General features: G+C 62.8%; 22 protein-coding genes. 10 read left to right on the top strand and 12 right to left on the bottom strand.

What is annotated here, in order from left to right; translation table 11 throughout:
* The first annotated feature begins 41 nt into the window (after positions 1-41).
* From IPM12_04825 to IPM12_04810, 4 genes are all read left to right on the top strand, one after another.
* Positions 42-542 (top strand): hypothetical protein, encoded by a 501-nt coding sequence (locus tag IPM12_04825; protein ID MBK9147132.1) that lies wholly within the window; start codon positions 42-44, stop codon positions 540-542.
* Positions 530-1,303: a Fic family protein gene (locus tag IPM12_04820; GenBank protein MBK9147131.1), complete on the top strand. Its 774-nt coding sequence runs from the start codon at positions 530-532 to the stop codon at positions 1,301-1,303. Before IPM12_04825 ends, IPM12_04820 begins: the two co-directional genes overlap by 13 nt.
* A gap of 54 nt (positions 1,304-1,357) precedes the next feature.
* The gene (locus IPM12_04815; protein MBK9147130.1) at positions 1,358-4,582 is read left to right on the top strand and encodes a type I restriction endonuclease subunit R; all 3,225 of its coding nucleotides are present in this window, start codon (positions 1,358-1,360) and stop codon (positions 4,580-4,582) included.
* A 95-nt stretch (positions 4,583-4,677) separates the two neighbouring features.
* On the top strand, positions 4,678-4,971 hold the full coding sequence (locus IPM12_04810) for a hypothetical protein (protein MBK9147129.1): 294 nt from the start codon (positions 4,678-4,680) through the stop codon (positions 4,969-4,971).
* Positions 4,972-5,108: 137 nt separating this feature from the next.
* On the opposite strand, the gene IPM12_04805 is transcribed toward IPM12_04810, so the two are convergent.
* Together IPM12_04805 and IPM12_04800 are read right to left on the bottom strand one after the other, a co-directional pair.
* Entirely contained in the window at positions 5,109-5,963 is an 855-nt protein-coding gene (locus tag IPM12_04805) for a 1,4-dihydroxy-2-naphthoyl-CoA synthase (GenBank protein ID MBK9147128.1), read from the bottom strand.
* Positions 5,964-5,974: 11 nt separating this feature from the next.
* Complete coding sequence (locus tag IPM12_04800) at positions 5,975-7,459, bottom strand: hypothetical protein (GenBank protein MBK9147127.1); 1,485 nt, start codon at positions 7,457-7,459, stop codon at positions 5,975-5,977.
* A gap of 65 nt (positions 7,460-7,524) precedes the next feature.
* On the opposite strand from IPM12_04800, the gene IPM12_04795 reads away from it, so the two are divergent.
* Positions 7,525-8,505: a hypothetical protein gene (locus tag IPM12_04795; GenBank protein ID MBK9147126.1), complete on the top strand. Its 981-nt coding sequence runs from the start codon at positions 7,525-7,527 to the stop codon at positions 8,503-8,505.
* 24 nt (positions 8,506-8,529) lie between these two features.
* Here the strand turns inward: IPM12_04795 and IPM12_04790 are convergent, their stop codons facing one another.
* From IPM12_04790 to IPM12_04775, 4 genes are all read right to left on the bottom strand, one after another.
* Positions 8,530-11,301, bottom strand: coding sequence for a S8 family serine peptidase (locus IPM12_04790; GenBank protein ID MBK9147125.1), 2,772 nt, complete (start codon positions 11,299-11,301; stop codon positions 8,530-8,532).
* A 111-nt stretch (positions 11,302-11,412) separates the two neighbouring features.
* The gene (locus IPM12_04785) at positions 11,413-11,793 is read right to left on the bottom strand and encodes a phage holin family protein (GenBank protein ID MBK9147124.1); all 381 of its coding nucleotides are present in this window, start codon (positions 11,791-11,793) and stop codon (positions 11,413-11,415) included.
* Between the two features lie 54 nt (positions 11,794-11,847).
* The gene (locus IPM12_04780) at positions 11,848-13,374 is read right to left on the bottom strand and encodes a PDZ domain-containing protein (GenBank protein ID MBK9147123.1); all 1,527 of its coding nucleotides are present in this window, start codon (positions 13,372-13,374) and stop codon (positions 11,848-11,850) included.
* A gap of 114 nt (positions 13,375-13,488) precedes the next feature.
* Positions 13,489-13,854, bottom strand: coding sequence for an RNA-binding S4 domain-containing protein (locus IPM12_04775; protein ID MBK9147122.1), 366 nt, complete (start codon positions 13,852-13,854; stop codon positions 13,489-13,491).
* Positions 13,855-14,055: 201 nt separating this feature from the next.
* Between IPM12_04775 and carB the strand changes: the two genes are divergently transcribed.
* The 5 genes from carB to IPM12_04750 all read left to right on the top strand — a co-directional run bounded on the left by carB (position 14,056) and on the right by IPM12_04750 (position 18,756).
* Complete coding sequence (carB, locus tag IPM12_04770; protein MBK9147121.1) at positions 14,056-16,866, top strand: carbamoyl-phosphate synthase large subunit; 2,811 nt, start codon at positions 14,056-14,058, stop codon at positions 16,864-16,866.
* Positions 16,867-17,092: 226 nt separating this feature from the next.
* Positions 17,093-17,587: a hypothetical protein gene (locus IPM12_04765; protein ID MBK9147120.1), complete on the top strand. Its 495-nt coding sequence runs from the start codon at positions 17,093-17,095 to the stop codon at positions 17,585-17,587.
* A 13-nt stretch (positions 17,588-17,600) separates the two neighbouring features.
* Positions 17,601-17,894, top strand: coding sequence for a hypothetical protein (locus IPM12_04760; protein MBK9147119.1), 294 nt, complete (start codon positions 17,601-17,603; stop codon positions 17,892-17,894).
* Positions 17,895-17,899: 5 nt separating this feature from the next.
* A complete protein-coding gene (locus IPM12_04755; protein MBK9147118.1) occupies positions 17,900-18,484 on the top strand; it encodes a Fic family protein in 585 nt (194 codons plus the stop codon).
* Between the two features lie 35 nt (positions 18,485-18,519).
* On the top strand, positions 18,520-18,756 hold the full coding sequence (locus IPM12_04750) for a hypothetical protein (protein ID MBK9147117.1): 237 nt from the start codon (positions 18,520-18,522) through the stop codon (positions 18,754-18,756).
* A gap of 123 nt (positions 18,757-18,879) precedes the next feature.
* Here the strand turns inward: IPM12_04750 and IPM12_04745 are convergent, their stop codons facing one another.
* From IPM12_04745 to IPM12_04720, 6 genes are all read right to left on the bottom strand, one after another.
* Complete coding sequence (locus IPM12_04745) at positions 18,880-19,242, bottom strand: DUF5615 family PIN-like protein (protein MBK9147116.1); 363 nt, start codon at positions 19,240-19,242, stop codon at positions 18,880-18,882.
* Positions 19,242-19,475 carry a DUF433 domain-containing protein gene (locus IPM12_04740; GenBank protein ID MBK9147115.1) on the bottom strand — a complete coding sequence of 78 codons (234 nt, stop codon included), beginning with the start codon at positions 19,473-19,475 and terminating at the stop codon, positions 19,242-19,244. The genes IPM12_04745 and IPM12_04740 overlap by 1 nt, the downstream gene beginning before the upstream one ends.
* 11 nt (positions 19,476-19,486) lie before the next feature.
* On the bottom strand, positions 19,487-19,633 hold the full coding sequence (locus IPM12_04735) for a hypothetical protein (protein ID MBK9147114.1): 147 nt from the start codon (positions 19,631-19,633) through the stop codon (positions 19,487-19,489).
* A 305-nt stretch (positions 19,634-19,938) separates the two neighbouring features.
* Positions 19,939-20,238, bottom strand: coding sequence for a type II toxin-antitoxin system RelE/ParE family toxin (locus IPM12_04730; GenBank protein ID MBK9147113.1), 300 nt, complete (start codon positions 20,236-20,238; stop codon positions 19,939-19,941).
* Positions 20,235-20,462: a hypothetical protein gene (locus tag IPM12_04725; protein MBK9147112.1), complete on the bottom strand. Its 228-nt coding sequence runs from the start codon at positions 20,460-20,462 to the stop codon at positions 20,235-20,237. Before IPM12_04725 ends, IPM12_04730 begins: the two co-directional genes overlap by 4 nt.
* A 137-nt stretch (positions 20,463-20,599) precedes the next feature.
* Positions 20,600-21,676 carry a prolyl oligopeptidase family serine peptidase gene (locus IPM12_04720; GenBank protein ID MBK9147111.1) on the bottom strand — a complete coding sequence of 359 codons (1,077 nt, stop codon included), beginning with the start codon at positions 21,674-21,676 and terminating at the stop codon, positions 20,600-20,602.
* Positions 21,677-21,717: the final 41 nt, after the last annotated feature.

The following is a 21,717-nucleotide window of genomic DNA, read 5'->3' as shown; positions in this document are numbered from 1 at the left end:
TGGGTACCCAGGAATGGGTTTCTATGTATGAAGTGAACATAATGACCGAAGACCAGATCGAACAGTTCGCCATCGCGCGCTTGAGCGACATGGGCTATGCCTACCAGCACGGCCCCGGCATTGCGCACGATGGCGAGCACTGCCGGGGCACCACGAAGAACCTCGCTCCGGCGGCATCAGCGCTTCGCGCTGACCCTTCTGGCGCACGCGTCTTCTTGCCCCATACTTCGTTGCTCCTCGGTCGGAGACTTCGTTCCAGTATCCTCTCCTCGTCGCGCCTCGTCTGGATCAAGAATACGCATGCGTGCCATCCGTTCGAGGTCCTTCGTGGTACCCCAAAGCGCGCGAGCTACGAGCAGGTGCTTCTGCTGGAGCGCCTGCGCGCGGCCGTGCGGCGCATCAACCCGCGCATACCGGCAGCGGCGCAGGAGGAGGCCGTGAAGCAGGTGGCGCGCATCGCCAGCCCGGAGCTGCTGGTGAACAACGAGGTCTTCCGCCGTTTTGCCCGCCAAGCCCGAACTTCACGCCTGTGGAACTGCTAACCCCGAAATACCTGCCTGCTTACCGCGCCCAATTGGATGTGGCGCTGGACCATGCTCTGGCCCAGTTGACAGAAGCTGTGAATGGCGGTTCAGGCGACCTGATGCGCCTATACGAAAGCGCTGTTTCCAGCAGCCAGGTGGAGGGCAGCAAGGTGACCTTGAATGTGTTCCGGGCCACCATGGAGGCTACCGGGAACAAGCCCACCACGCGCGATGTGCAGGAGGTGTACGACCTGGTGAAGGCCTACGACTTCGCCCGGAACAACCCGCTCACCCTGCCCAACCTGCTGGAGGCGCACCGCATCCTGAGCCAGCTATTGGTACACGGCAACGACCAAGGCGCGTGGCGCAGCAAAGGCGTGAAGGTGGGCAACGCGGATGTGACGGTGTACATGGCGCCGCACCAGACCATGGTGCCCGGCCTGATGGAGCAATTGATGCGAGAGGTGGACACGCTCAACGGCCGCACGCTCCATACCGACGAAGCCTTCTACTACGCGGCGTTGCTGCACCTGGTCTTCGTGAACATCCATCCCTTCATAGACGGCAACGGCCGCAATGCCCGTCTGCTGGAGAAGTGGTTCCTCGCCAGGCACCTCGGCCCCATCGCGTGGAGCATCCGCAGTGAGAAGTACGTGATCAACCACCGCGACGATTACTACGAGGCCCTTGCGCGGCTCGGAAGCCATTGGGGAACATTGGACTACGACCAGTGCATCCCCTTCCTCTTGTTGCTCCCCCGAGCACTGCGCAACAAATAGCCGCCCCGCAATGGTCGCTCTGCTGTTCATCCATTTCTCTGCTCGGCCCACGCGATGACCGAAGACCAGATCGAACAGTTCGCCATTGGGCGCTTGCGCGAGCTGGGCTATGCCTACCAGCACGGCCCCGGCATGGCACCCGATGGCGAGCACCCCGAGCGCGCGAGTTACGAGCAGGTGCTGCTGCTGGAGCGCCTGCGCGCGGCCGTGCGGCGCATCAACCCGCGCATACCGGCGGCGGCGCAGGAGGAGGCGGTGAAACAGGTGGCGCGCATCGCCAGCCCGGAGCTGCTGGTGAACAACGAGGTCTTCCACCGCATGCTCACCGAGGGCGTGAAGGTGGACTACCAGCAGGACGGCAACACCCGCGGCGACCTGGTGTGGCTGGTGGACTTCGCCAACCCCGCCAACAACGACCTGCTGGTGGTGAACCAATACACCGTGGTGGAGAACGGCAGGAACAAGCGGCCCGATGTGCTGCTGTTCGTGAACGGCCTGCCGCTGGTGCTGATGGAGCTGAAGAACGCCGCCGATGAGAAGGCGAGCATCCGCAGCGCCTACAAGCAGGTGGAGACCTACAAGGAGACCATCCCCGGCCTGTTCGCCTACAACTGCGTGGTGGTGATCAGCGACGGCCTGGAGGCCAAGGCCGGCACGGTGAGCAGCGGCTTCAGCCGGTACATGAGCTGGAAGACCAGCGATGGCAAGGTGGAGGCTTCGCCCCTGATCGGTCAGCTGGAAACGCTGATCGTGGGCATGCTCAACAAGGAGACCCTGCTCGACCTGGTGCGGCACTTCATCGTGTTCGAGCGCAGCAAGAAGGAAGACCCGAAGACGGGTGTCAACACCATCACCACGGTGAAGAAGATCGCCGCCTACCACCAGTACTACGCAGTGAACCGGGCGGTGGTGAGCACCTTGCGGGCGACGGGATACAAGGCGCCGCCTGCGGCGGCAAGCGGCAGCATTTCGATGGTGGCGGAATCGCCCGAGAGCTACGGATTACCGGGCGTGGCCAAGCAAGCTACCGGCGACCGCAAAGGCGGTGTGGTGTGGCACACGCAAGGCAGCGGCAAGAGTCTGAGCATGGTGTTCTACACCGGCAAGGTGGTGCTGGCCCTGGACAACCCCACCATCGTGGTGATCACCGACCGCAACGACCTGGACGACCAGCTCTTCGACACCTTCGCGGCCAGTGTGCAACTGCTGCGGCAGGAACCCGTGCAGGCCGAGGACCGCGACCACCTGAAGGAACTGCTGAAGGTGGCCAGCGGCGGTGTGGTGTTCACCACCATCCAGAAGTTCCAGCCCGAAGAGGGCAACGTGTACGACGAGCTGAGCCCCCGCCAGAACATCGTGGTGATCGCCGACGAAGCGCACCGCACGCAATACGGCTTCAAGGCCCGCAACGTGGATGTGAAGGACGAGGCGGGCGAAGTGGTCGGTAGCAAGATCGTGTACGGCTTCGCCAAGTACTTGCGCGATGCGCTGCCCAACGCCACCTACCTGGGCTTCACCGGCACGCCCATCGAGAGCACCGATGTGAACACCCCAGCCGTGTTCGGCAACTACGTGGATGTGTACGACATCGCGCAGGCCGTGGAGGACGGCGCCACGGTGCGCATCTACTACGAGAGCCGCCTGGCCAAGGTGAACCTGAGCGAGGAAGGCACGCAACTGATCAAGGACCTGGACGATGAGCTGGGCAAGGAGGAGCTCACCGACACGCAGAAGGCCAAGGCCAAGTGGACCCAGCTGGAGGCCTTGATCGGCAGCGAGAACCGGATCAAGAACGTGGCGCGCGACATCGTGACCCACTTCGAGCAACGGCAAGAGGTCTTTGAAGGCAAGGGCATGATCGTGGCCATGAGCCGCCGCATCGCAGCGGAATTGTACGCGGAGATCGTCGCATTGCGCCCGGACTGGCACGACAACGACCTGAGCAAAGGCACCATCAAAGTGGTAATGACGGCGGCCTCATCGGACGGTCCGCAAATGGCCAAGCACCATAGTACCAAGGACCAGCGCCGCGCCCTGGCTGAGCGCATGAAAGACCCCAACGATCCCCTGCAGCTTGTGATCGTCCGCGACATGTGGCTCACCGGCTTCGATGCACCGAGCATGCACACGCTCTACATCGACAAGCCGATGAAGGGGCACAACCTGATGCAGGCCATCGCCCGCGTGAACCGCGTGTTCATGGACAAGCCCGGCGGCCTGGTGGTGGACTACCTCGGCATCGCCGCCGACCTGAAGAAGGCCCTCTCCTTCTATTCCGATGCCGGTGGCAAGGGCGACCCCACCATCGCGCAGGAACAGGCCGTGGCGCTGATGCTGGAGAAGCTGGAAGTGGTGGCTAATATGTACAACGGCTTCCCCTACGAGGAGTACTTCCAAGCGGACACCGCGAAGAAGCTCTCCATGATCCTTGCGGCCGAGGAACATGTGCTCGGTCTGGAGGACGGCAAGCGGCGTTACATCAACGAGGTCACAGCGCTCAGCAAGACCTTCGCCATCGCCATCCCGCACGACCAGGCGATGGACGTGAAGGACGAGGTCGGCTTCTTCCAGGCCGTAAAAGCCCGCCTCGTGAAGTTCGACGGCACCGGAAGCGGACGCACCGATGAGGAGTTGGAGACCACCATCCGGCAGGTCATCGACCATGCGCTGGTGAGCGAGAAGGTCATCGACGTCTACGATGCGGCAGGCATCAAGAAGCCGGACATCAGCGTGCTCAGCGAAGAGTTCCTGCTGGAGCTGAAAGGCATGGCGCACAAGAACGTGGCCATCGAAGTGCTCAAGAAGCTCCTGAACGACGAGATCAAGGCCCGCGCCCGCACCAACATCGTGCAGGCGCGTTCACTGATGGACATGCTGGAGGACAGCATCAAGCGCTACCACAACAAGATCCTCAGCGCCGCCGAGGTGATCGAAGAGCTGATCAAGGTGAGCAAGGAGATCACCGCCGGCGATAAGCAGGCCGCCGACATGGGCCTCACCGAATACGAGTACGCCTTCTACACGGCCGTGGCCAACAACGACAGCGCCAAGGAGCTGATGCAACAGGAGAAGCTCCGCGAGCTGGCCGTGGACCTCACCGAACGCGTCCGCCAGAACGCGAGCATCGACTGGACGATCAAGGAAAGCGTGAAGGCGAAGCTGAAGGTGATCGTGAAGCGGACGCTGCGGCATTTCGGCTACCCACCGGATATGCAGAAGCTGGCCACGGAACTGGTGCTGAGGCAGGCGGAGATGCTGGCGGAGGGGTGGAGCGCCTAACAGAGACTCTACTCATGGAATCATCGCACCTCCAAGAAGCCAAACGTCAAGCCACCGCCTTACAAGCCGGTTGGTTGGCTCACCAAGGCCGGCGCGTGCTGCTGGTGGTATTCGAGGTACTGTTCTACATACTGGCTCTCGCCCTCTTCATCGGGGATCTGGTGCTGATGAGCGCGGGCCACAAACTCTTGATCGCCGAAGAGCGGCAGGGCACCACGCGCGCCGCAGCCACCATCGAGGATGACCGAGTCACAGTGATTCTGGTGGTGGTGTACATCCTCTTGGGCATGCTGGCCATCGGCAGCTTCATCATCGCGCGGCTCATGCGCAGTTCGCGCAAGCGCCGCGCGCAGGTGCAGGCTCTTTGTGCGGCCGTGGGGCGCTTGTGAAGCGTCAACACGGCCTCCGGCAGGGCACGTCCGTAGTTGGATCAGCCAACGCTCCTTGTGCATTGGCCTTGTAGGTGTCTTGTCTTCTCTGCCTCTCCGCGCGGTCATCCCGGGCTTGACCCCGTATGCGGCCATTCCTACGGTATCCACTTCCCCTTCCCGAACTGCGGCTTGCGCTTCTCGAGGAATGCGTTGCGGCCCTCCTTCGCCTCATCGGTCATGTAGGCGAGGCGCGTGGCTTCACCGGCGAAGACCTGCTGGCCCACCATGCCATCGTCGGTGAGGTTGAAGGCGAACTTGAGCATCTTGATCGCGGTAGGCGATTTCGCGAGGATCTCCTGCGCCCACTGCCACGCGGTGCTCTCCAATTCCGCGTGCGGCACGCTGGCGTTCACCATGCCCATCTCGTAAGCGCGGTCAGCGTTGATGTCCCGCCCGAGGAAGAAGATCTCTCTCGCGCGCTTCTGTCCCACCATCTTGGCGAGGTAGGCGCTGCCGTAGCCGCCGTCGAAACTCGTCACATCGGCATCGGTCTGCTTGAACACCGCGTGCTCCTTGCTGGCGAGGCTGAGGTCGCACACCACGTGCAGACTGTGGCCGCCGCCCACGCACCAGCCGGGCACGACAGCGATCACCACCTTCGGCATGAAGCGGATCAATCGTTGCACCTCGAGGATGTTCAGGCGCGGCGTACCGGCTCCGTCCACATAGCCTTGATGCCCGCGCGCGCGCTGATCGCCGCCGCTGCAGAAGCTCCACACGCCATCCTTCGGGCTCGGTCCTTCGGCGCTGAAGAGCACCACACCGATCTCGGTGTCCTCTTGTGCGTCATGGAATGCTTCGAGCAACTCACTCACCGTATGCGGACGGAAGGCATTGCGCACTTCGGGCCGGTTGAAGGCGATGCGTGCCACGCCATTGCACTTGCGGTAGGTGATATCGGTGTAGACCTTCGCCTCGCGCCATTCGGGCGGAGCGGCCTGGAGCTGCATGCGTGACTTGGTCATGTGCGCTTAGATATTGCGGCGGTGAAGTTCGCTTTGAGGATGTGTTGTGCCACGAACCCCGCACACGCCACGCCGATGAAGAGCACCGGCAAGGTGTAGCGCTCCTCCACGCCGCGTTGCACGTAGGCCAGGTAGAAGAGGTAGGCGGCGCAGCCGAAGGAGAGCAAGCGCACCGGCAGCGGCACGCGCAAGAGGAAGGCCAATGCCGCTGCTGCGATCAGTAACGCGTGCAGGATCGCGGAGAACCATCGGAGCGCTTCCATGGCCGGTTGGCCGCGCCAGGTGTGTTGGAAGACCCAGAGGTTGAGGTTCGAGTGCGCGGCCATCTGCTTCAGCACGCGCAATGGCACGATCACATGATGATGCCAACGATGCGTGCGGCGCCACTCGGCAGTGATGGATTCGAGCGCGAAGAGGATGCCTTGCTCGGAGCGCGTGGTGATGGCGATCGTGCCGCGCGCGCTCGTCAGCGCTGGCGCGAGCTCTTCGCAGTTGAAGCGCTGCCATCGGCTGAAGGCCTGCCGTGTCTCCGCTTCCAGTTCGGCGGTGAGCAGGCCCTCGGGTGCCAATGCGATGAACGCGTCCGCATGGCGCGAAGCCGTGTCGCAACGGATCGCCGCCCGGTAGCCGGCTTCCATCGCCGCGTGGAAATCATCGCCGCGCGCGCCCCAGCTCTTGGCCAGTTCCCAGAAGGCACCATGCGTGGGACGGTTGATGCCCGCAGCGCTTGCGGAGTACAAGGGGTGAAGGCCAACCAGTGCGTCGGCGCGCATCACGTTCACCAGCCACCAGCAGAGCAGTGGCGCCACGGCGAGCAGCGCGAATGCCGATGCGCGCAGCCGACCGATCCGCAGCAATCCCGGCAGCAGCGCAAGGCCTGTCCACAGCAAGGCGGGCCGCGTGAACATCAGCAGCGACCAGAGCAGCAGACCTGCGAAGAGCCAGCGGCGATGCGTGGCGTGCTGATCGCGCAACGCGCAGCAGAGCAGCAGCAAAGCGAGCGATGGCGTGATGCCTTCGGTGAGCGTGTGGAAGAGGAAGCCGTGGAAAGTCGGCAAGGCGGCGAAGGCGAGGATGAGCGGCCAGCGGATGCGGCCAGCGATGCCGCTGCGCACCAGCGTGTCCCACAGCATGGCCACCGTGAACGCGTAGAGCAGGCATTGCATCCACACCAGCGCACTGATGGCGGGCAGCGGGTCGAGCACCAGGCGGGGCAGCAGGTAGAAGAGGGAATAGCCCGGAGCGCGGAGCGATGGTCGGCGCGACTCTGGCGCCTGCTCGAGGTCGGGCCGGGCGCCGAGCAACCGATCAACGCCTTGCAGGTAGGAGGCATCGTCGGTGCTGGTGAGGGCACGGCCATCGCGGACATGGGCACGCGCCGGCGAATCGCCCATCGCGCCGATGTTGATGCGGTTCCAGGCTTGCGCGCAAACCAGCGCCAGCAGCGCGATGAGCAGGTGGGGGAGGAAGCGCGCCGGCATGCGTTCAGCCACGAATGTAGAAGTGCTTGTTGCGCGAACGCCCCGGCGTGCGCAGCTTCGGCGCCGTGAAACGCTCCCTCATCCTCCTCTGCTCGCTTGCGCCATTGCTCGCTGCGGCGCAGCGCGCAACCAAACCCGCGCGCTTCGACGCCGCCGTGGTGGCCATCATCGTCCCGAGCGACGACCCCGCGCACGCGGCGCTGAATCCCGCCGTGCAGGAGCCGCGCATCGTGCTGGCCAACAAGGGCACCGAGTCGCTGTCGGGCATCTCCGTGCGCTACGGCACCGTGGGCTTCGCTCCGCGCATGTTCGCGTGGACAGGCCGCCTGGCACCCGGCGCCACCACCGAGGTGAAGCTCACGCACCTGATCGACATGCGCCCGGGACTGAACACCTTCACCGTATCGCTCGGCGACCCCAATGGGCGCAAGGACCGCAACAAGGCCGACAATACGCTGAGCGGCACCTTCACCTCGGCTGATGCCTGGGGAAGCCCGCTCACCGTGCGCATGCGCTTGCCCGCGGGCAACGGCGGCCGCATCCGGTTGGAGAGCACGCGCGGTCCGGTGCATATCGATCACGCTTGGAAGGCGGGCAACGACACGGTGCTGAGCGAAACGCTCCGCTTGCCCCCGGGCAGCTACTTGCTGCATGCCGTGGACAGCGGCAAGGCCGATGCGGCATCGGTCCGGATCATCAGCGCCGGCGCCGAATTGCTGAAAGCGCTGCGCAGCTCACCCAAGGAAGGCGCGCTCTACCAATTCAAGGTGGAGGCGGATGCCTCGCTCGAGGCAACGGGCAGATCGGACGCCTTGCTGTTCGCGCAGCCTGGGCGCGGCAAGGCCCTGGCCGATGTCTTCGCCAGCAAGCCGGCGCGGCTGGTGGTGCTCGACAGCCGCGGGGAGGCGCTCATGGAATGGCAAGTGCCCGAGCAGCTGAACAAGTCCTACCCGATCGACTTATCCGCGCAGCCGGTCAGCAGCTACACGGTGCTGCTGATCGAGGAAGGCCGGGAGACCTCGCTTGGCCAGATCGACCTCTACTGAGCCGCTCCGCTCCTCGGGCGCTGCTCAGTACAGGTGCTCCACGATGATCCGGCCCGCGCGCAACGGCTCGCCATCGCGCATGATCCGGTAGCCATAGATGCCATTGGCCAGCAAGGCCGTGGTGATGGTGGCGCGTCCGTTGTCGATCCGCTTGGTGAGCACCCGGCGGCCGGTGGCGTCGATCAGCTCGAAGCTCAGGCGGCCCTGTGCCCATTCGCCGGTCACGTCCACGAAGAAGTCGCGGTCCGCCGGATGCGGGAAGATGCGCACGCCGCCTGCAGCCTGCTCATCAACGCCCTGCGGCAATTCCACCGTGACCTGCACGCGGTCGCTCTCGCACGCCACGTAGGGCAGGCTCACTTCCCAATCGTAGAAGAAGTAGTAATAGGCCGTGGCGTTGCCCCCGGTGGCCGTGCTGCCGGTCATGCTGCCGAATGCGCCTAGCGCATACGGATACGCCTGCGCGCTGCCCACGCCATCGCGCCAGAGGCCCACCGTGTTGCCGGTCAACCGGAGTCCGTAGTTGCCGGGGCCGGGCACGGTGAAGTTGAGGTTCACGCGGCTCTCGCCATTCGGGATGCTGAAGGTGCCCTGCTGGATCACGTTGCCGCCGCCATCGACCAGGGCGATGGTGCGGTTACCCGCCGCATTGGCGTAAACCTTCACGCTGCGGATGCTGAAGAGCTGGTTGGCGGTGAAGAGCTGGTAGTTGTTGCTGTTGGTGTGGTACTGCCCGCTGGTGGTGTTGTTCGTCTTCGCACCATAGCTGCTCACCACGCCGTTGGTGGTGGCCGCGCTGCACCAGAAGCTGGTGGTGGCATTCACGATGGGCGTCTCCCAGCTGTTGCCGCTGCCCACGGCGTTGCCCCCGGCAGGCGCATCGTACCAGGTGATGTTGCTCCCGGTGGCGTTCAGGGTAGCGGTGCCGGGGCCGGGCAATTGCACATTATTGGAGGTCGGTGCGGCTGGCGCCTCGAGCACGGTGACTTCCACCGGTGCGGAGGTGAGGGTGCCGCAGCCGTTGTCGAAGGTGACGGTGTAGGTGCCGCTCTCCGTGGGGGAAATGCTCGCAGAGGTCTGCCCGGAGCTCCAGGAAATGTCGTTCGCGATGCTGCTGGTGAGCGTGAAGGGCGATCCCGCGCAGAAGGTGGTGAAGCCGCTGGGCGTGATGGCAGGCGGCGTGCTCGGCGGGCCTTGCAGCACGGTGGTCTGGGAGAACCCGCTGAATTCGCCGCTGCACTCGGCTTCCGCCTGGAACTCGTAGGCCAGGCAGGGGTCGAGTCCGCTCACGGTCACGGTGGCCTCATCCACGTTGCTGATCACGGTCCAATCGGTGGTGCCCACCGCACGGTATCGCACGGTGAAGAGGCTGGCGCTGCTCACCCAGGTGTAGGTGCCGTCCGAGCCTTGGCGCGTGGCCTGACCGCCGAACGGCGCGGGGCACGAGCTGCATTCGTTCATGATCAGCTGCAGGCTGTTGCCCGAGCTGATGCGGCCGCCGGTGACGGTGTTGTTCGGCAGATTGCCCACCTGCTCCACGCCCTCGAAGAGCTTGGTGCGGATGTACAAGGCGCCTTGCACGGGGTCGGCGTTCACCAGGCCCATGAGGCTGGGGCAGGGCGCGCTGTACATGAGGCCGATGACGCCTGCGGTGAGCGGCGTGGCGAAGCTGGTGCCGCTGGTGTTGCCATAACCGCCGCCGATGCTGGTGGTGCGCACGCTGGAACCCGGGGCGCCCACGTCGATGGTGGTGAGGCCCCAGGCGCTGAAGGTGCGCGTGTCGTTCACGTCCGTGGCCGTGACGCTGATCATGAAGTCACTGCCGCAGGCCGTTGGCAGATCGCCCACCACGTCCACGTTCACGGCATTGTTGGCGGTGGCGCCGCAGTTCAGGATGCCCGCCGTGCCGAGCGTATCGAACATGGCGCACCACATCGGCGAGTTGGAAGGCTGTCCGCCATCGATGCCCCAGCTGGCGCTGGTGGCCACCACGAAGGCGCCGCGATCGCCGTTGCTGCTGGCATAGAGCCGGCGCATGCGCAAAGGGTACGTGTAGGCTGCCACCACCGCGCTCTCGCTGGTACCGCCGTAGTTCACGGGCATCATCTTCACATTCCAATTGGCGCCCACCACGCCGAGGCTGTTGTTGCCCACAGCGCCCACCATGCCTGCGCATTGGGTGCCGTGGCTGCCGCTGTACACGTTGTCGTTGTTGTTGGGCGTGTTCCAGCCGCGGCGGTCATCGACGTACTGATTGCCGTCGTCGTCGATGCCGTTGCCGGGGATCTCATCGTAATTGAGCCATGCGTTGGCAGCGAGGTCCGGGTGGGTGAGGTCGGCGTTCTCGATGATGCAGACCACGATGGTATCGCCCGTGGCCGTGACACCGCCGGTGGTGATGTCCCATGCCGCTTCGCTGTCGATGTTCTGGTGGTGCCACACCTGACCGTACTGGGCATCGTTGGGCACGATGCGCTCCTTCACCACGTGGTTGTTCTGGGCGAGCAGGATGCCGGGGTGCTCTTTCACGGCGCGCAGCATGGCCCACTGGGTCTGCAGCGCGGGATCAAAGTGCAGGAGCCAGGCGCGCATCTCGGTGCTCACCTCTTCGACCACCTGCATGCCGGTGGGCTGATCGTCGATGGTCGAGAGGTCGCGGGCAATGGCGTAAGGGTCGGCGCCGGGCTGGGTCATCACCAGCAGGTCGCCGGGGATGTACTCGGTATCGTTCAGCTGGGCGCTCGCCGTGCCGATGAGGAGGGTGGCCGATAGGCCAAGGGTCAGGAAACGGTTCATGGTCTGGGGCTGGTTCAGGACAAACTTAGGGGGCCGATGGTTCACCTTGGGGCGGCTGGGACGGAGTATGGCACCCGCCTGACAGATGTGCTTGGAAGGCCGATGGGTCCCTCAGGCCTTCCCTTCGGACGGCTTGCGGTCCATGCGGCTGAGCAGGCCTTGCACGATGGACACGATGAGGCTGAAGCCCAAGGCCCACCAGAAGCGCGGTGCACTGATCTCGAAGCCGGGAATGAGGTTATCCGCGAGCATCACCAATCCGGCATTGATCACCAGGAGGAAGAGCCCAAGGCTCACCAGGGTGATGGGCAGGGTGAAGAGGATGAGGATGGGCCGAACGAATGCGTTGAGCAGGGCCAGCACGGCGGCGGTGAGGATGGCGGTGAGCAGGCCATTCGTGGTTTCCATATCGCCGAGGGTGACCCCGCGCAGGAGCAGGTCGGCCACCAGCACCGCGATGGTGCCGATGAGGATGCGAAGCAGGACATTCATGGGTGAAAAATAGGAAAGGGCCTCGCGGCCCCTTCCCATGGAGACCCCTTCAGCTCACTCTTTCACCAGCTTCACCGTAGCCGTTCGGCCTCCTTGCCCGATCACCATGAAGTAGCTGCCACTGGCCTGGTCGCTGAGGTCGAGGGTGCGCTCGTAGCGACCCTTGAAGCCCACGATGCGCTCCTGGTACACGCGCTCGCCCTTGGCATCGTGCACGTCAACGGTCAGGTCTCCGCGCTCGGGCCGATCGAACTGCACGCGGAAGAAGCCGTTGCTCGGGTTCGGGAAGGCGCGCAGGCCCTCCAGCGGAAGCTCGTTGTCAACCGCCACGCCTTTCTTGCGCAGCACGGCCTTCTCCTCCTCGCTCAGCTTCCTGGCCTCCACGCGCACGCGCACTTCGCGGCGGATGTCCTTGCCCAGCTCACGGCGCAATTCATCCATCTCGCGGCGCAATTGGTCCATCTCACGGCGCAGTTCCTCGCGCGAGCCTTCATCGCTGCCATTCCAGTGGAAGCCGTGCATGCCGTCATGGCCCTTGAAGTAGGCACGCATCTCGCGCTCGCCGAGCGCGCCCGTGTGCTCCTGCGCCTGTCCGTCGCGCTGAGCGTTCACGGTGACCTGATCGCCGGGCTTCATCACGCGGATGCGCTCGGCCAAGGCATCGAAGTCGGCCACGGCCTCGCCGTTGATCGCCGTGATGCGGTCACCGGCCTTCAAGCCCATCTTCTCCGCGGCGCTTCCCTCTTCCACGCTGCCGATCATCACGCCTTCCTGCTCATCATCGTCCTCCCCGGGCGTTACGCCGAGGAAGGCTCGCTTCTCGCTGGTCCATGAGCCCATCTCGCCCAGCTTTCCCAGTTCACGGAGCTCCTGCAACTCACCGAGCTTCTCCAATTCCTTCAACGACTCGCCATCGAATCGGAAGGCATACGACTCGGACTTCCGCTCGGCCAGCTTCGCGCTCCCCTTCATGGCCTTGCCGGCACGGAGCCACTCCACCTTCACCTCGTCACCGGGCTTGTGCGAGCGCACCAGCTCCACAAGGCTTTCCGGACCATCCACGGCCTTGTCGTCCAATTCAACGATGATGTCGCCCTCTTTCAATCCCAGTTCCGCGGCAGGGGTCTCCTCCACCACTTCGATCACCACGGCTCCTTGCTTCACCGGTGACTTGCCCTTCTTGTCGTCGTCGTTCAGGTTGCGCGTGCTCACGCCCAAGTAGGCCTTGGGCTCACCGATGAAGGCCATGGGCGCATCGGGCGGCATGGGTGCGTTCGGCGCCATGGGCGCCATGCGCATGAAGACATCACCGTCGTCGCCATCACCGAAGCCACGGATGTCGATGGTGATGTCGCGCTCGCCGGGGCCGAGCTTCATCTGGTTGAGGACCCCCAATTCGCGCAGGGCCTCCTGCACCTGGGCATCGTCCGTGGCGTCGAACTCCTTGGTCACGCGCTTGGTCTCGCCGTTCTCGGTGGTCACCACCTCGATGCGCACCTTGCGGTCGGGCACCGGCACCTGCGGCTCTTGCTGCATGCCGATCACAGAAGCCAGCGGAAGGAAGAGGAAGGTCTTGAACATGGCGTTTCGGTTTGAAGTGCCGCCAAGCTATCCGCGCTCCGGGCTGGATTGTTCCCTGGAAACTTGAAAGAACGTTAAGCGGCGGGGCAGGCGGTTGGCTCCGGGGCCAATGGCTCACTCGCCCGTGAAGCGCTCGATGTCGCGGCGGTCGCGTTTCGTGGGTCGGCCTTCCCCTGCCGGACGGTTCTGCGCCTTCACCAGGCGCGCCATTTCGAGTTTCTCCAAGTCGGCGAAGTCGGTGCGCTCGGTCATGAGCGTCGGCACCAGCCTGGCGCCCACCCGCGATGCAGGCATTACCAGAATCTCCCAGCTGCGCCAGATCGGGGGCTCGCGCAGGGCGATCCGGTCGCCGGGTTTCACCTCCACGGAAGGCTTCACCACGCGGCTGTTCACCTGCACCTGCTCGCGGCGCACGGCATCGGTGGCGAGGCTGCGTGTCTTGAAGAGGCGCACGCACCAGAGGAATTTGTCGATGCGCATTGGGGCGAAGTAAGGGCCGCCTCCCGGTTCAAGCCCGGGATGACCACGCGGAGGTGCAGAGAATCCAATGCGATACCACGTGGCCCGCCCTCTGCGGCTCTGCGGCCATCCCCGCATTTCTCCACGATCCACCTACCTTTTCCACATTCCCTCCCCGGCCGGACCTCCCGGGGTACCTTCGCGGCCCGGATACCCTCCGGAATGCCCAAAGACCACAGCATCAAGTCCGTACTGCTCATCGGCAGCGGCCCCATCGTCATCGGCCAGGCCTGCGAGTTCGATTACTCCGGCTCCCAAGCTTCCCGCTCCCTCCGCAACGAAGGCATCGAGGTCACGCTGATCAACAGCAACCCGGCCACCATTATGACCGATCCGGTCACGGCCGACAACATCTACCTCAAGCCGCTCACCGTCGAGAGCATCGAGGAGATCCTCAAAAAGCACAAGATCGACGCCGTGTTGCCCACCATGGGCGGCCAGACCGCGCTCAACCTCGCCATCGAATGCGAGAAGCTCGGTATCTGGAAGGAGCATGGCGTGCGCATGATCGGCGTGGATGTGGCCGCCATCGACATCACCGAGAACCGCGAGCAGTTCCGCCTGCTGATGGAGCGCATCGGCGTGCCCATGGCGCCCAGCAAGACCGTCACCAGCTTCCTCGAAGGCAAGAAGGTGGCGCAGGAGTTCGGCTTCCCGCTGGTGATCCGCGCCAGCTACACCTTGGGCGGCGCCGGGGCCAGCTTCGTGAAGGACCCCGCCGAGTTCGACAAGCTGCTCAAGCACGGCCTGCAGATCAGCCCCATCCACGAGGTGATGATCGACAAGGCCCTGCTCGGCTGGAAGGAATACGAGCTGGAGCTGCTGCGCGACAAGGACGACAACGTGGCCATCATCTGCTCCATCGAGAACTTCGATCCGATGGGCATCCACACCGGCGACAGCATCACCGTGGCGCCGGCCATGACCCTCAGCGACCGCACCTACCAGCGCATGCGCACCGAGGCCATCAAGATGATGCGCGCCATCGGCGACTTCGCAGGCGGTTGCAACGTGCAGTTCGCGGTGAGCCCCGACGAGCACGAGCACATCTACGCCATCGAGATCAACCCGCGCGTGAGCCGCAGCAGTGCGCTCGCATCGAAGGCGACAGGCTATCCCATCGCCAAGATCGCCAGCAAGCTCGCCATCGGTTACCGCCTCGATGAACTCGAGAACCCGATCACTGGCACCAGCGCCTTCTTCGAGCCCACGCTCGATTACGTCATCGTGAAAGTGCCGCGCTGGAACTTCGACAAATTCGAAGGCAGCGACCGTCGTTTGGGTGTGCAGATGAAGAGCGTCGGCGAGACGATGGGCATCGGCCGCAGCTTCCAGGAAGCGCTGCAGAAAGCCTGTCAGAGCCTGGAGATCAAACGCAACGGTCTGGGTGCCGATGGCAAGGAGACCACCGACGTGGCCGTGCTGCTGGAAAGCCTCGCCAATCCCAGCTGGAACCGCCTCTTCCACGTGTACGACGCCATCAAGGCCGGCATCCCCTTCAAGAAGATCCAGGACCTCACCAAGATCGACATCTGGTTCCTGCGGCAGATCGAGGACATGATCCTCACCGAAAAGGAGGTGGAGAAGTACACGCTGGAGACCATCCCTCGCGATCTGCTTTTCGAGGCCAAACAGAAAGGCTATGCCGACCGCCAGGTGGCGCACCTGCTGAAATGCCTGGAGAGCGAGGTGTACAAGAAGCGCAACGCGCTCGGCATCAAACGCGTGTACAAACTGGTGGACACTTGCGCCGGTGAGTTCCCCGCGAAGACGCCCTACTACTACAGCACCTTCGAGGAAGAGAACGAGAGCATCCGCAGCGACCGCAAGAAGATCGTGGTGCTCGGCAGCGGCCCCAACCGCATCGGCCAGGGCATCGAGTTCGACTACTGCTGCGTGCACGGCGTGCTGGCCGCGAAGGAGATGGGCTACGAGACCATCATGATCAACTGCAACCCGGAGACCGTGAGCACGGACTTCGACACCGCCGACAAGCTCTACTTCGAGCCGGTGTTCTGGGAGCACATCTACGACATCATCCTCCACGAAAAGCCCGAGGGCGTCATCGTGCAGCTCGGCGGACAGACCGCGTTGAAGCTCGCCGAGAAGCTGGAGAAGTACGGCATCAAGATCATCGGCACCAGCTTCGCCGCGCTGGACATGGCCGAGGACCGCGAGCGTTTCTCATCGCTGCTGCGCGACCTCAACATCCCGTACCCCGCCTTCGGTGCCGTCAACACCGCCGAGGAAGGCATCGCCCTCAGCCGCACGCTCGGTTTCCCGCTGTTGGTGCGCCCCAGCTACGTGCTCGGCGGGCAGAAGATGAAGATCGTGATCAACGAGGACGAGCTCGAGGCCCAGGTGCTCGACATCCTCCGCCTGATGCCCGACAACAAGATCCTCATCGACCACTTCCTCGATGGCGCCATCGAAGCGGAGAGCGATTCCATCTGCGACGGCGAAATGGTGCGCATCATCGGCATCATGGAGCACATCGAACCGGCGGGCATCCACAGCGGCGACAGCAATGCGGTGCTACCTCCGTTCGACCTCAGCGACAAAGTGGTGCAGCAGATCCGCGAGCACACGCACAAGATCGCCCTCGCCCTCAAGACCGTGGGCTTGGTGAACATCCAGTTCGCCATCAAGGACGAAGTGGTGTACGTGATCGAGGCCAACCCGCGCGCCAGCAGAACTGTGCCCTTCATCGCCAAGGCCTACGGTGAGCCCTACGTCAACTGGGCCACCAAGGTGATGCTCGGTGCCAAGCTCAAGGACTTCCACTTCAAGCCGCACCTGGATGGTTACGCGATCAAAGTGCCCGTCTTCAGTTTCGATAAGTTCCCGAATGTGGACAAGAGCCTGGGGCCTGAGATGAAGAGCACGGGTGAGGCCATCTATTTCATCAAGGACCTGAAGGACCCGTTCTTTAGGCAGGTCTACGGTGAGCGCAGCATGTACTTGTCACGATGAAAGCTCTGGATCCGTTCCGTCACTGCGAGGCCTGGCTCTGCGGGCCGTGGCAGAGGCAGGTGTATGGGGAGCGGAGTATGTACTTGAGCAGGTAGGTTCTTGGGGCGTGCCCCGCGCAAAGCCTCGAGTCACGCTTTCCGCTGCAAGTCCTCGCCGGATTGCCGCCTGTGGGCTTTCCGCTGCAATCGCTCACGCTTGTATATTGGTCCTCTGAACTTCGAGCAACATGGCTGAAATATTTTGGCGTCCTGTTGTTGTCCGAGCAGTAGCTATTGTTGGCCTCTTGCTCAATGTTGGAATCTTTGGGTTCAGCCCCATAGGCACGGTGCCGGTATTGTCCGAATATGTAACCAACGCTAGTGAAACAGAGCGTGCTGGATTGACATGCTGTCGGGTTTGTGGACGACCAGGTGAGAAGAGAGGTTTGAGGAGTATCCATGGAGGTTCAACAATTGTTGCCTGCGAGAAGCATCGCTACAATTCCGGAGGAAGTGAGGGCCTATTGCTTCTGTCCCAAGGCGGCAGTCTCGTTGCTTGGATTGCGATATTGGTTGGCGGAGTCATTTTGATAGTAAAGGTTTTAGGACGCACGCCCGTTGATGATCGGCAGTTCTTGGAATGGCGAAACTTTTTGCTTCAAGCACCGGTTGTTGGAGTGTTGTGTCAGTTTATATGGTGGTTTGGCATTGGTGGTAGATATCTGGCCGAATGGAATTTCTAGTCACCCCTGCACCGTGCCCTATCGCCAAGGCCTACGGCGAGCCCTATGTGAACTGGGCCACCAAGGTCATGCTCGGCGCCAAGCCTGCCTGCCGGCAGGCAGGCTCAAGGACTTCCACTTCAAGCCGCACCTCGATGGATACGCGATCAAGGTGCCCGTCTTCAGCTTCGACAAGTTCCCCAACGTGGACAAGAGCCTCGGGCCTGAGATGAAGAGCACGGGGGAAGCGATCTACTTTATCAAGGACCTGAAGGACCCGTTCTTCCGACAGGTTTATGGGGAGCGCTCCATGTACTTGAGCCGATAGGCGGGATGAAGTACGATGCGCCCGGCAGCGAGGATGAAGTGCTCCCGAACTTGCTCGGGCTATCGGACAAACGCGCGATCGAATTGGAGGAGGCCCAAGGCTTCTTTCGGGCCGAGTTGGTCCTCTATGAAGAGTTGAACGACGACACGGTCTTCGATCTGGCGTACGTCATGCGTTCGCATCGGCTGGCTCTCGATCATCTCTATGCGTTCGCTGGAACGTTGCGCGAAGTGAACATCTCTAAGGGTGGCTTCGCCTTCCCAGCGGCCAAATTCCTCGACGCTTCCATGCGTGACTTCGAGGCGAGGGTCTTGCTCAAGGAACCGCCTGTACCTGCGTCGCGCGAAGCACTCATCGCGTATCTGGCCATCGTTCACGGCGAACTGCTTTTCATCCATCCCTTTCGCGAGGGCAATGGACGAACGGCCCGTTTGCTTGCGGATCTGATAGCCATGAAGCACGGCTATGGCAAGCTGGACTTCACTGTCATGAACAAGGACTTCGATGGATACGTGTCCGCTGTGCAGCGAGCCGCTTCCGGCGACTACGTTCCCATGGAGCGGCTTATCCGGGCTGCTTTCCCAAACTGAGTTGGGCCTTTCGAAGAAGGTCGCGCGCCTCCTCGATGGACAGCTTGATCCCCTCGATACTGAACGACGCGATCAAGGAGCGCAGCATCTGTTCCTCAGAGACCTTAGGTTTGCGTGAAGGCTTCTTCTCCGGTGCCATGCTGCCAATTTACCACATCTCACCCGACAAGTTCCCCAACGTGGACAAGAGCCTGGGGCCCGAGGCTGCCTTCGCGTTCCGCTTCGGCGGCCGAAGAATGAAGAGCACGGGGGAGGCCATCTACTTCATTTAGACCACTTGACCACCGCAGGGTATCTTCCAAACCACCGCCGGGTCTGTCCGCTGCTTTTGAGCGGACGACCCTGCGGTTCGTAGCCGTGCTCACCACGCCATCTACTCCGGGTCCTGCCGGTAGTTACCCCAGCTCAATAACCGAAAGCCGGTTGATGTCCACCTCGACGAGGAACCTCGGGCGCTCGTTCAAGCGGGCGATCTCGGCCAGGTTGTCGAACAGCAAGGAGGCCAGCACATGGTGCGGGATATTGCCGAGGTTCACCTTGATGAGTTTGCGCGGCGTGCCCTTCACGATGCAGCTGTCGCGGAAGTCGGAGTCTTTGGTAATGAGGATGCGATCCTCCATGTCGGCGATGCGCGCGATATCCTGATCGGACGTGTGCCAGCGAGCGGGCAAGCGGTTCACATGCTGGCAATCATGCCCGGCATCGGCCAAGCGCTTCGAGAGTTGAATGGAGATATGAACGTCGCAGAGAAAGCGCATCACGCCACGTCACCGAGCGAATGACCGGACACGGTGAGCTTGGCGTAGTTCAAGCAGGCCTGGATGTCTTCCTTCTCCAGTTCGGTATGCTCGGCGAGGATCTCATTCGTGGACATTCCTGAGCCGAGCATGTCGATGACCACCTCCACAGGCCAACGCATACCGCGCACGCAAGGCTTGCCGTGGCAGATGCTGGGGTCGATGGTGATACGGCCTAGCTGTGTGCGTTCCATGATGATGCAAGTTATATCATGATCAGGTCCACAGCCTTATTGGCCTCGCGCTCGGTAAGTGTGCGGCCCGCCTTCACGTCCTTCTTACCTCGGTTCACGGAGGCCTGCTGCTCCTTGGTGAGTTTGTAGGGTTCGAGGTCCGCTGCGTCAGTTCCCATCAGTCGAAAGGCCTCACGAAGCAGTGAGGGATTGCGCGACCGCTGGATGCGAGTGATCAGACGCTTCTTCAATTCCACTTCGGACATGGCCTTCGGTTTTGTAGGGCTAAGGTAAGCTGGGGCCACCGCAAGGTGTCCACCCAACCTCCGCCGGGTCTGTCCGCTGTCGCGAGCTTGCCTGCCGGAGGCAGAGCTGTCACTGCGAGGCTTTGCGAAGCAGTGCGAAACGACGAGCGGGCGACCCTGCCTCCGGCAAGCAAGCCTGCGGCCCGTTGCTTCGCGGAGCCTTGCAGTGACAGCCGTGATCACCACGCCATCTTCTCCGGGTCCTGCCGTGCATCGAAGATGTCCGACACGAAGATCAGGTCGTCGATGATCCGATAGATGATCTTGTAGTTGCCGCTCACCTTGCGTCGATGCCCGAGGCCGAGGTGATCAAGCAGAGGTTCTACCTGTCCCCCGCGCGGATGCTCCAGCAGCCAGTCGATGTCGTCCACGATCTTCTTGGTGATCTTGTCCGCTACTCGCTCACTGGCTTCTTCGGCGTAGTAGTCCCAGATCTCATCGAGCCGCGAAGCCGCGTATTCGGAAACATGGAGCCTCACTTCTTCTTGCGTGAGGCGAGACGTGTGCGCACTTGAGCCGTGCTCAGCACGCGACCAGCAGCAAGGTCTTCCTCAGCCTTCAGTGCCCTAGAGGTGAGCTTGGCTTTCAGCAAGGCATTCTTCGAACCTCCGCTGAGGATGCCTTTCAACACCTCCAGCACTGAGGCGTTCCTCTCCTTGGCGATGAGTTCGGAGAGTTCGGTGCGGAGTGAAAGGGTGCTCATGGCAGATGAGTGGGCATCAAAAGTAAACCACCACAGATTATCCTCCCAAACCACCAGCGGGGCTGTCCGCTGTCGCGAGGCTAGTCTGTACCACAGAAGGGTGTCCTCCCAAACCAGCGGCGGATCACCGCCTTTCCTTACTGTTTCAGGATGCGCAGCGTGCGGCCGCTTCCGTCCAGTAGCCGAAGAACATAGGCGCCCGTGCTGATTCCGTCAAGGCCGATGTGCGCCGTTCCGGGCTGTACTCTCCCGGTGAGCACCGAACGGCCCATGGCATCGATGAGCGTGAAGCCCGTGGACCGTTCAAGGCCTTGCAGGAAGAGCAGATCCCCTGCTGGGTTCGGCCAACCCGCAAGCTGAGGTGCTGAAGCGCTCTGCACCGCGGTGCTGATATCGCCGCAAGTGAACCCTTGGAAGAAGTCCCAGATCACGTTGGTGGCGCTGAAGGTCGATCCGGTGGGCCAGGTATGTCCTCCGCCGTCGATCTTGTAATGCACCACGCTGGCGCTGCCGCTGCAGGGCGAGTACACCTGCTGCTCCATGGTGGCATTGTAGGGTGTGACGACGGGCGGTGTGGCGCATGCGAGGTTCGAGGTCCAGAGGTCGAGCACTTCCTGCACCCCAAGCCCGCTGAAAACGCTGCCGTTGTAGCTCACGATGAAGTCGGAGGTGCCATGGATCTGCAGCACGCCCGGGGTGTGCTGCGGAGCGCAGTCGCCCACCGCCCCGTTGTTGATGGTGCCCGAAACCGAGGCGATGGCTGCGAAGCACTTCGGGCTCTCGCAGCCGAGTTTATGGCTCATATAGCCGCCTGCGGAGAATCCGCAGGCGTAGACCCGCGTAGTATCCACGCTGTACTGGGCCTGCAGGCTGTCCAGCAGGGCACCGATGTAGCCCACGTCGTCCGCCGTGCTGCCACCAGGAAAGGGAGAGTTCGTGTTCCAGCCGTTGTTCACGCCATTGGGATATGCCACGAGGAAGCCCTCCTGCTCGGCCAGGGCATTGAAGCCCGTCACGCCCATGATGGCCGAGGCGCTCTGGGTGAAGCCGTGCATCACGAACACCAGCGGGGTGGGGGTGCCCTGCACGTAGCTCGCGGGTACGTAGGTGATGTGGTTCCGCGTGATGCCATTGTGCGTAATGGTGCTATTCACCTGCGCACTGGTGTGCAGGCCGATCATGGCAAGGACAATGAAGTGGAGAAGACTGTTCATGCGTATATGGTTTCGGGAGTGCCAAATTCGGCGTTACAAGC

The sequence above is a fragment of the Flavobacteriales bacterium genome (assembly GCA_016716605.1).
GTDB lineage: Bacteria > Bacteroidota > Bacteroidia > Flavobacteriales_F > PHOS-HE28 > PHOS-HE28.
Note: the sequence above shows the minus strand (reverse complement) of the source record. Positions and strands in the feature narration are given on the sequence as shown.

What these genes read in the sequence shown, in the direction of transcription:
- IPM12_04825 (MBK9147132.1), top strand. Translation starts at nt 42, where the DNA reads ATGACCGAAGACCAGATCGAACAGTTCGCCATCGCGCGCTTGAGCGAC.
- IPM12_04815 (MBK9147130.1), top strand. Translation starts at nt 1,358, where the DNA reads ATGACCGAAGACCAGATCGAACAGTTCGCCATTGGGCGCTTGCGCGAG.
- IPM12_04805 (MBK9147128.1), bottom strand. Translation starts at nt 5,963, where the DNA reads ATGCAGCTCCAGGCCGCTCCGCCCGAATGGCGCGAGGCGAAGGTCTAC.
- IPM12_04800 (MBK9147127.1), bottom strand. Translation starts at nt 7,459, where the DNA reads ATGCCGGCGCGCTTCCTCCCCCACCTGCTCATCGCGCTGCTGGCGCTG.
- IPM12_04790 (MBK9147125.1), bottom strand. Translation starts at nt 11,301, where the DNA reads ATGAACCGTTTCCTGACCCTTGGCCTATCGGCCACCCTCCTCATCGGC.
- IPM12_04785 (MBK9147124.1), bottom strand. Translation starts at nt 11,793, where the DNA reads ATGAATGTCCTGCTTCGCATCCTCATCGGCACCATCGCGGTGCTGGTG.
- IPM12_04780 (MBK9147123.1), bottom strand. Translation starts at nt 13,374, where the DNA reads ATGTTCAAGACCTTCCTCTTCCTTCCGCTGGCTTCTGTGATCGGCATG.
- IPM12_04775 (MBK9147122.1), bottom strand. Translation starts at nt 13,854, where the DNA reads ATGCGCATCGACAAATTCCTCTGGTGCGTGCGCCTCTTCAAGACACGC.
- carB (MBK9147121.1), top strand. Translation starts at nt 14,056, where the DNA reads ATGCCCAAAGACCACAGCATCAAGTCCGTACTGCTCATCGGCAGCGGC.
- IPM12_04765 (MBK9147120.1), top strand. Translation starts at nt 17,093, where the DNA reads ATGGCTGAAATATTTTGGCGTCCTGTTGTTGTCCGAGCAGTAGCTATT.
- IPM12_04755 (MBK9147118.1), top strand. Translation starts at nt 17,900, where the DNA reads ATGAAGTACGATGCGCCCGGCAGCGAGGATGAAGTGCTCCCGAACTTG.
- IPM12_04750 (MBK9147117.1), top strand. Translation starts at nt 18,520, where the DNA reads ATGGACAGCTTGATCCCCTCGATACTGAACGACGCGATCAAGGAGCGC.
- IPM12_04745 (MBK9147116.1), bottom strand. Translation starts at nt 19,242, where the DNA reads ATGCGCTTTCTCTGCGACGTTCATATCTCCATTCAACTCTCGAAGCGC.
- IPM12_04740 (MBK9147115.1), bottom strand. Translation starts at nt 19,475, where the DNA reads ATGGAACGCACACAGCTAGGCCGTATCACCATCGACCCCAGCATCTGC.
- IPM12_04735 (MBK9147114.1), bottom strand. Translation starts at nt 19,633, where the DNA reads ATGGGAACTGACGCAGCGGACCTCGAACCCTACAAACTCACCAAGGAG.
- IPM12_04725 (MBK9147112.1), bottom strand. Translation starts at nt 20,462, where the DNA reads ATGAGCACCCTTTCACTCCGCACCGAACTCTCCGAACTCATCGCCAAG.
- IPM12_04720 (MBK9147111.1), bottom strand. Translation starts at nt 21,676, where the DNA reads ATGAACAGTCTTCTCCACTTCATTGTCCTTGCCATGATCGGCCTGCAC.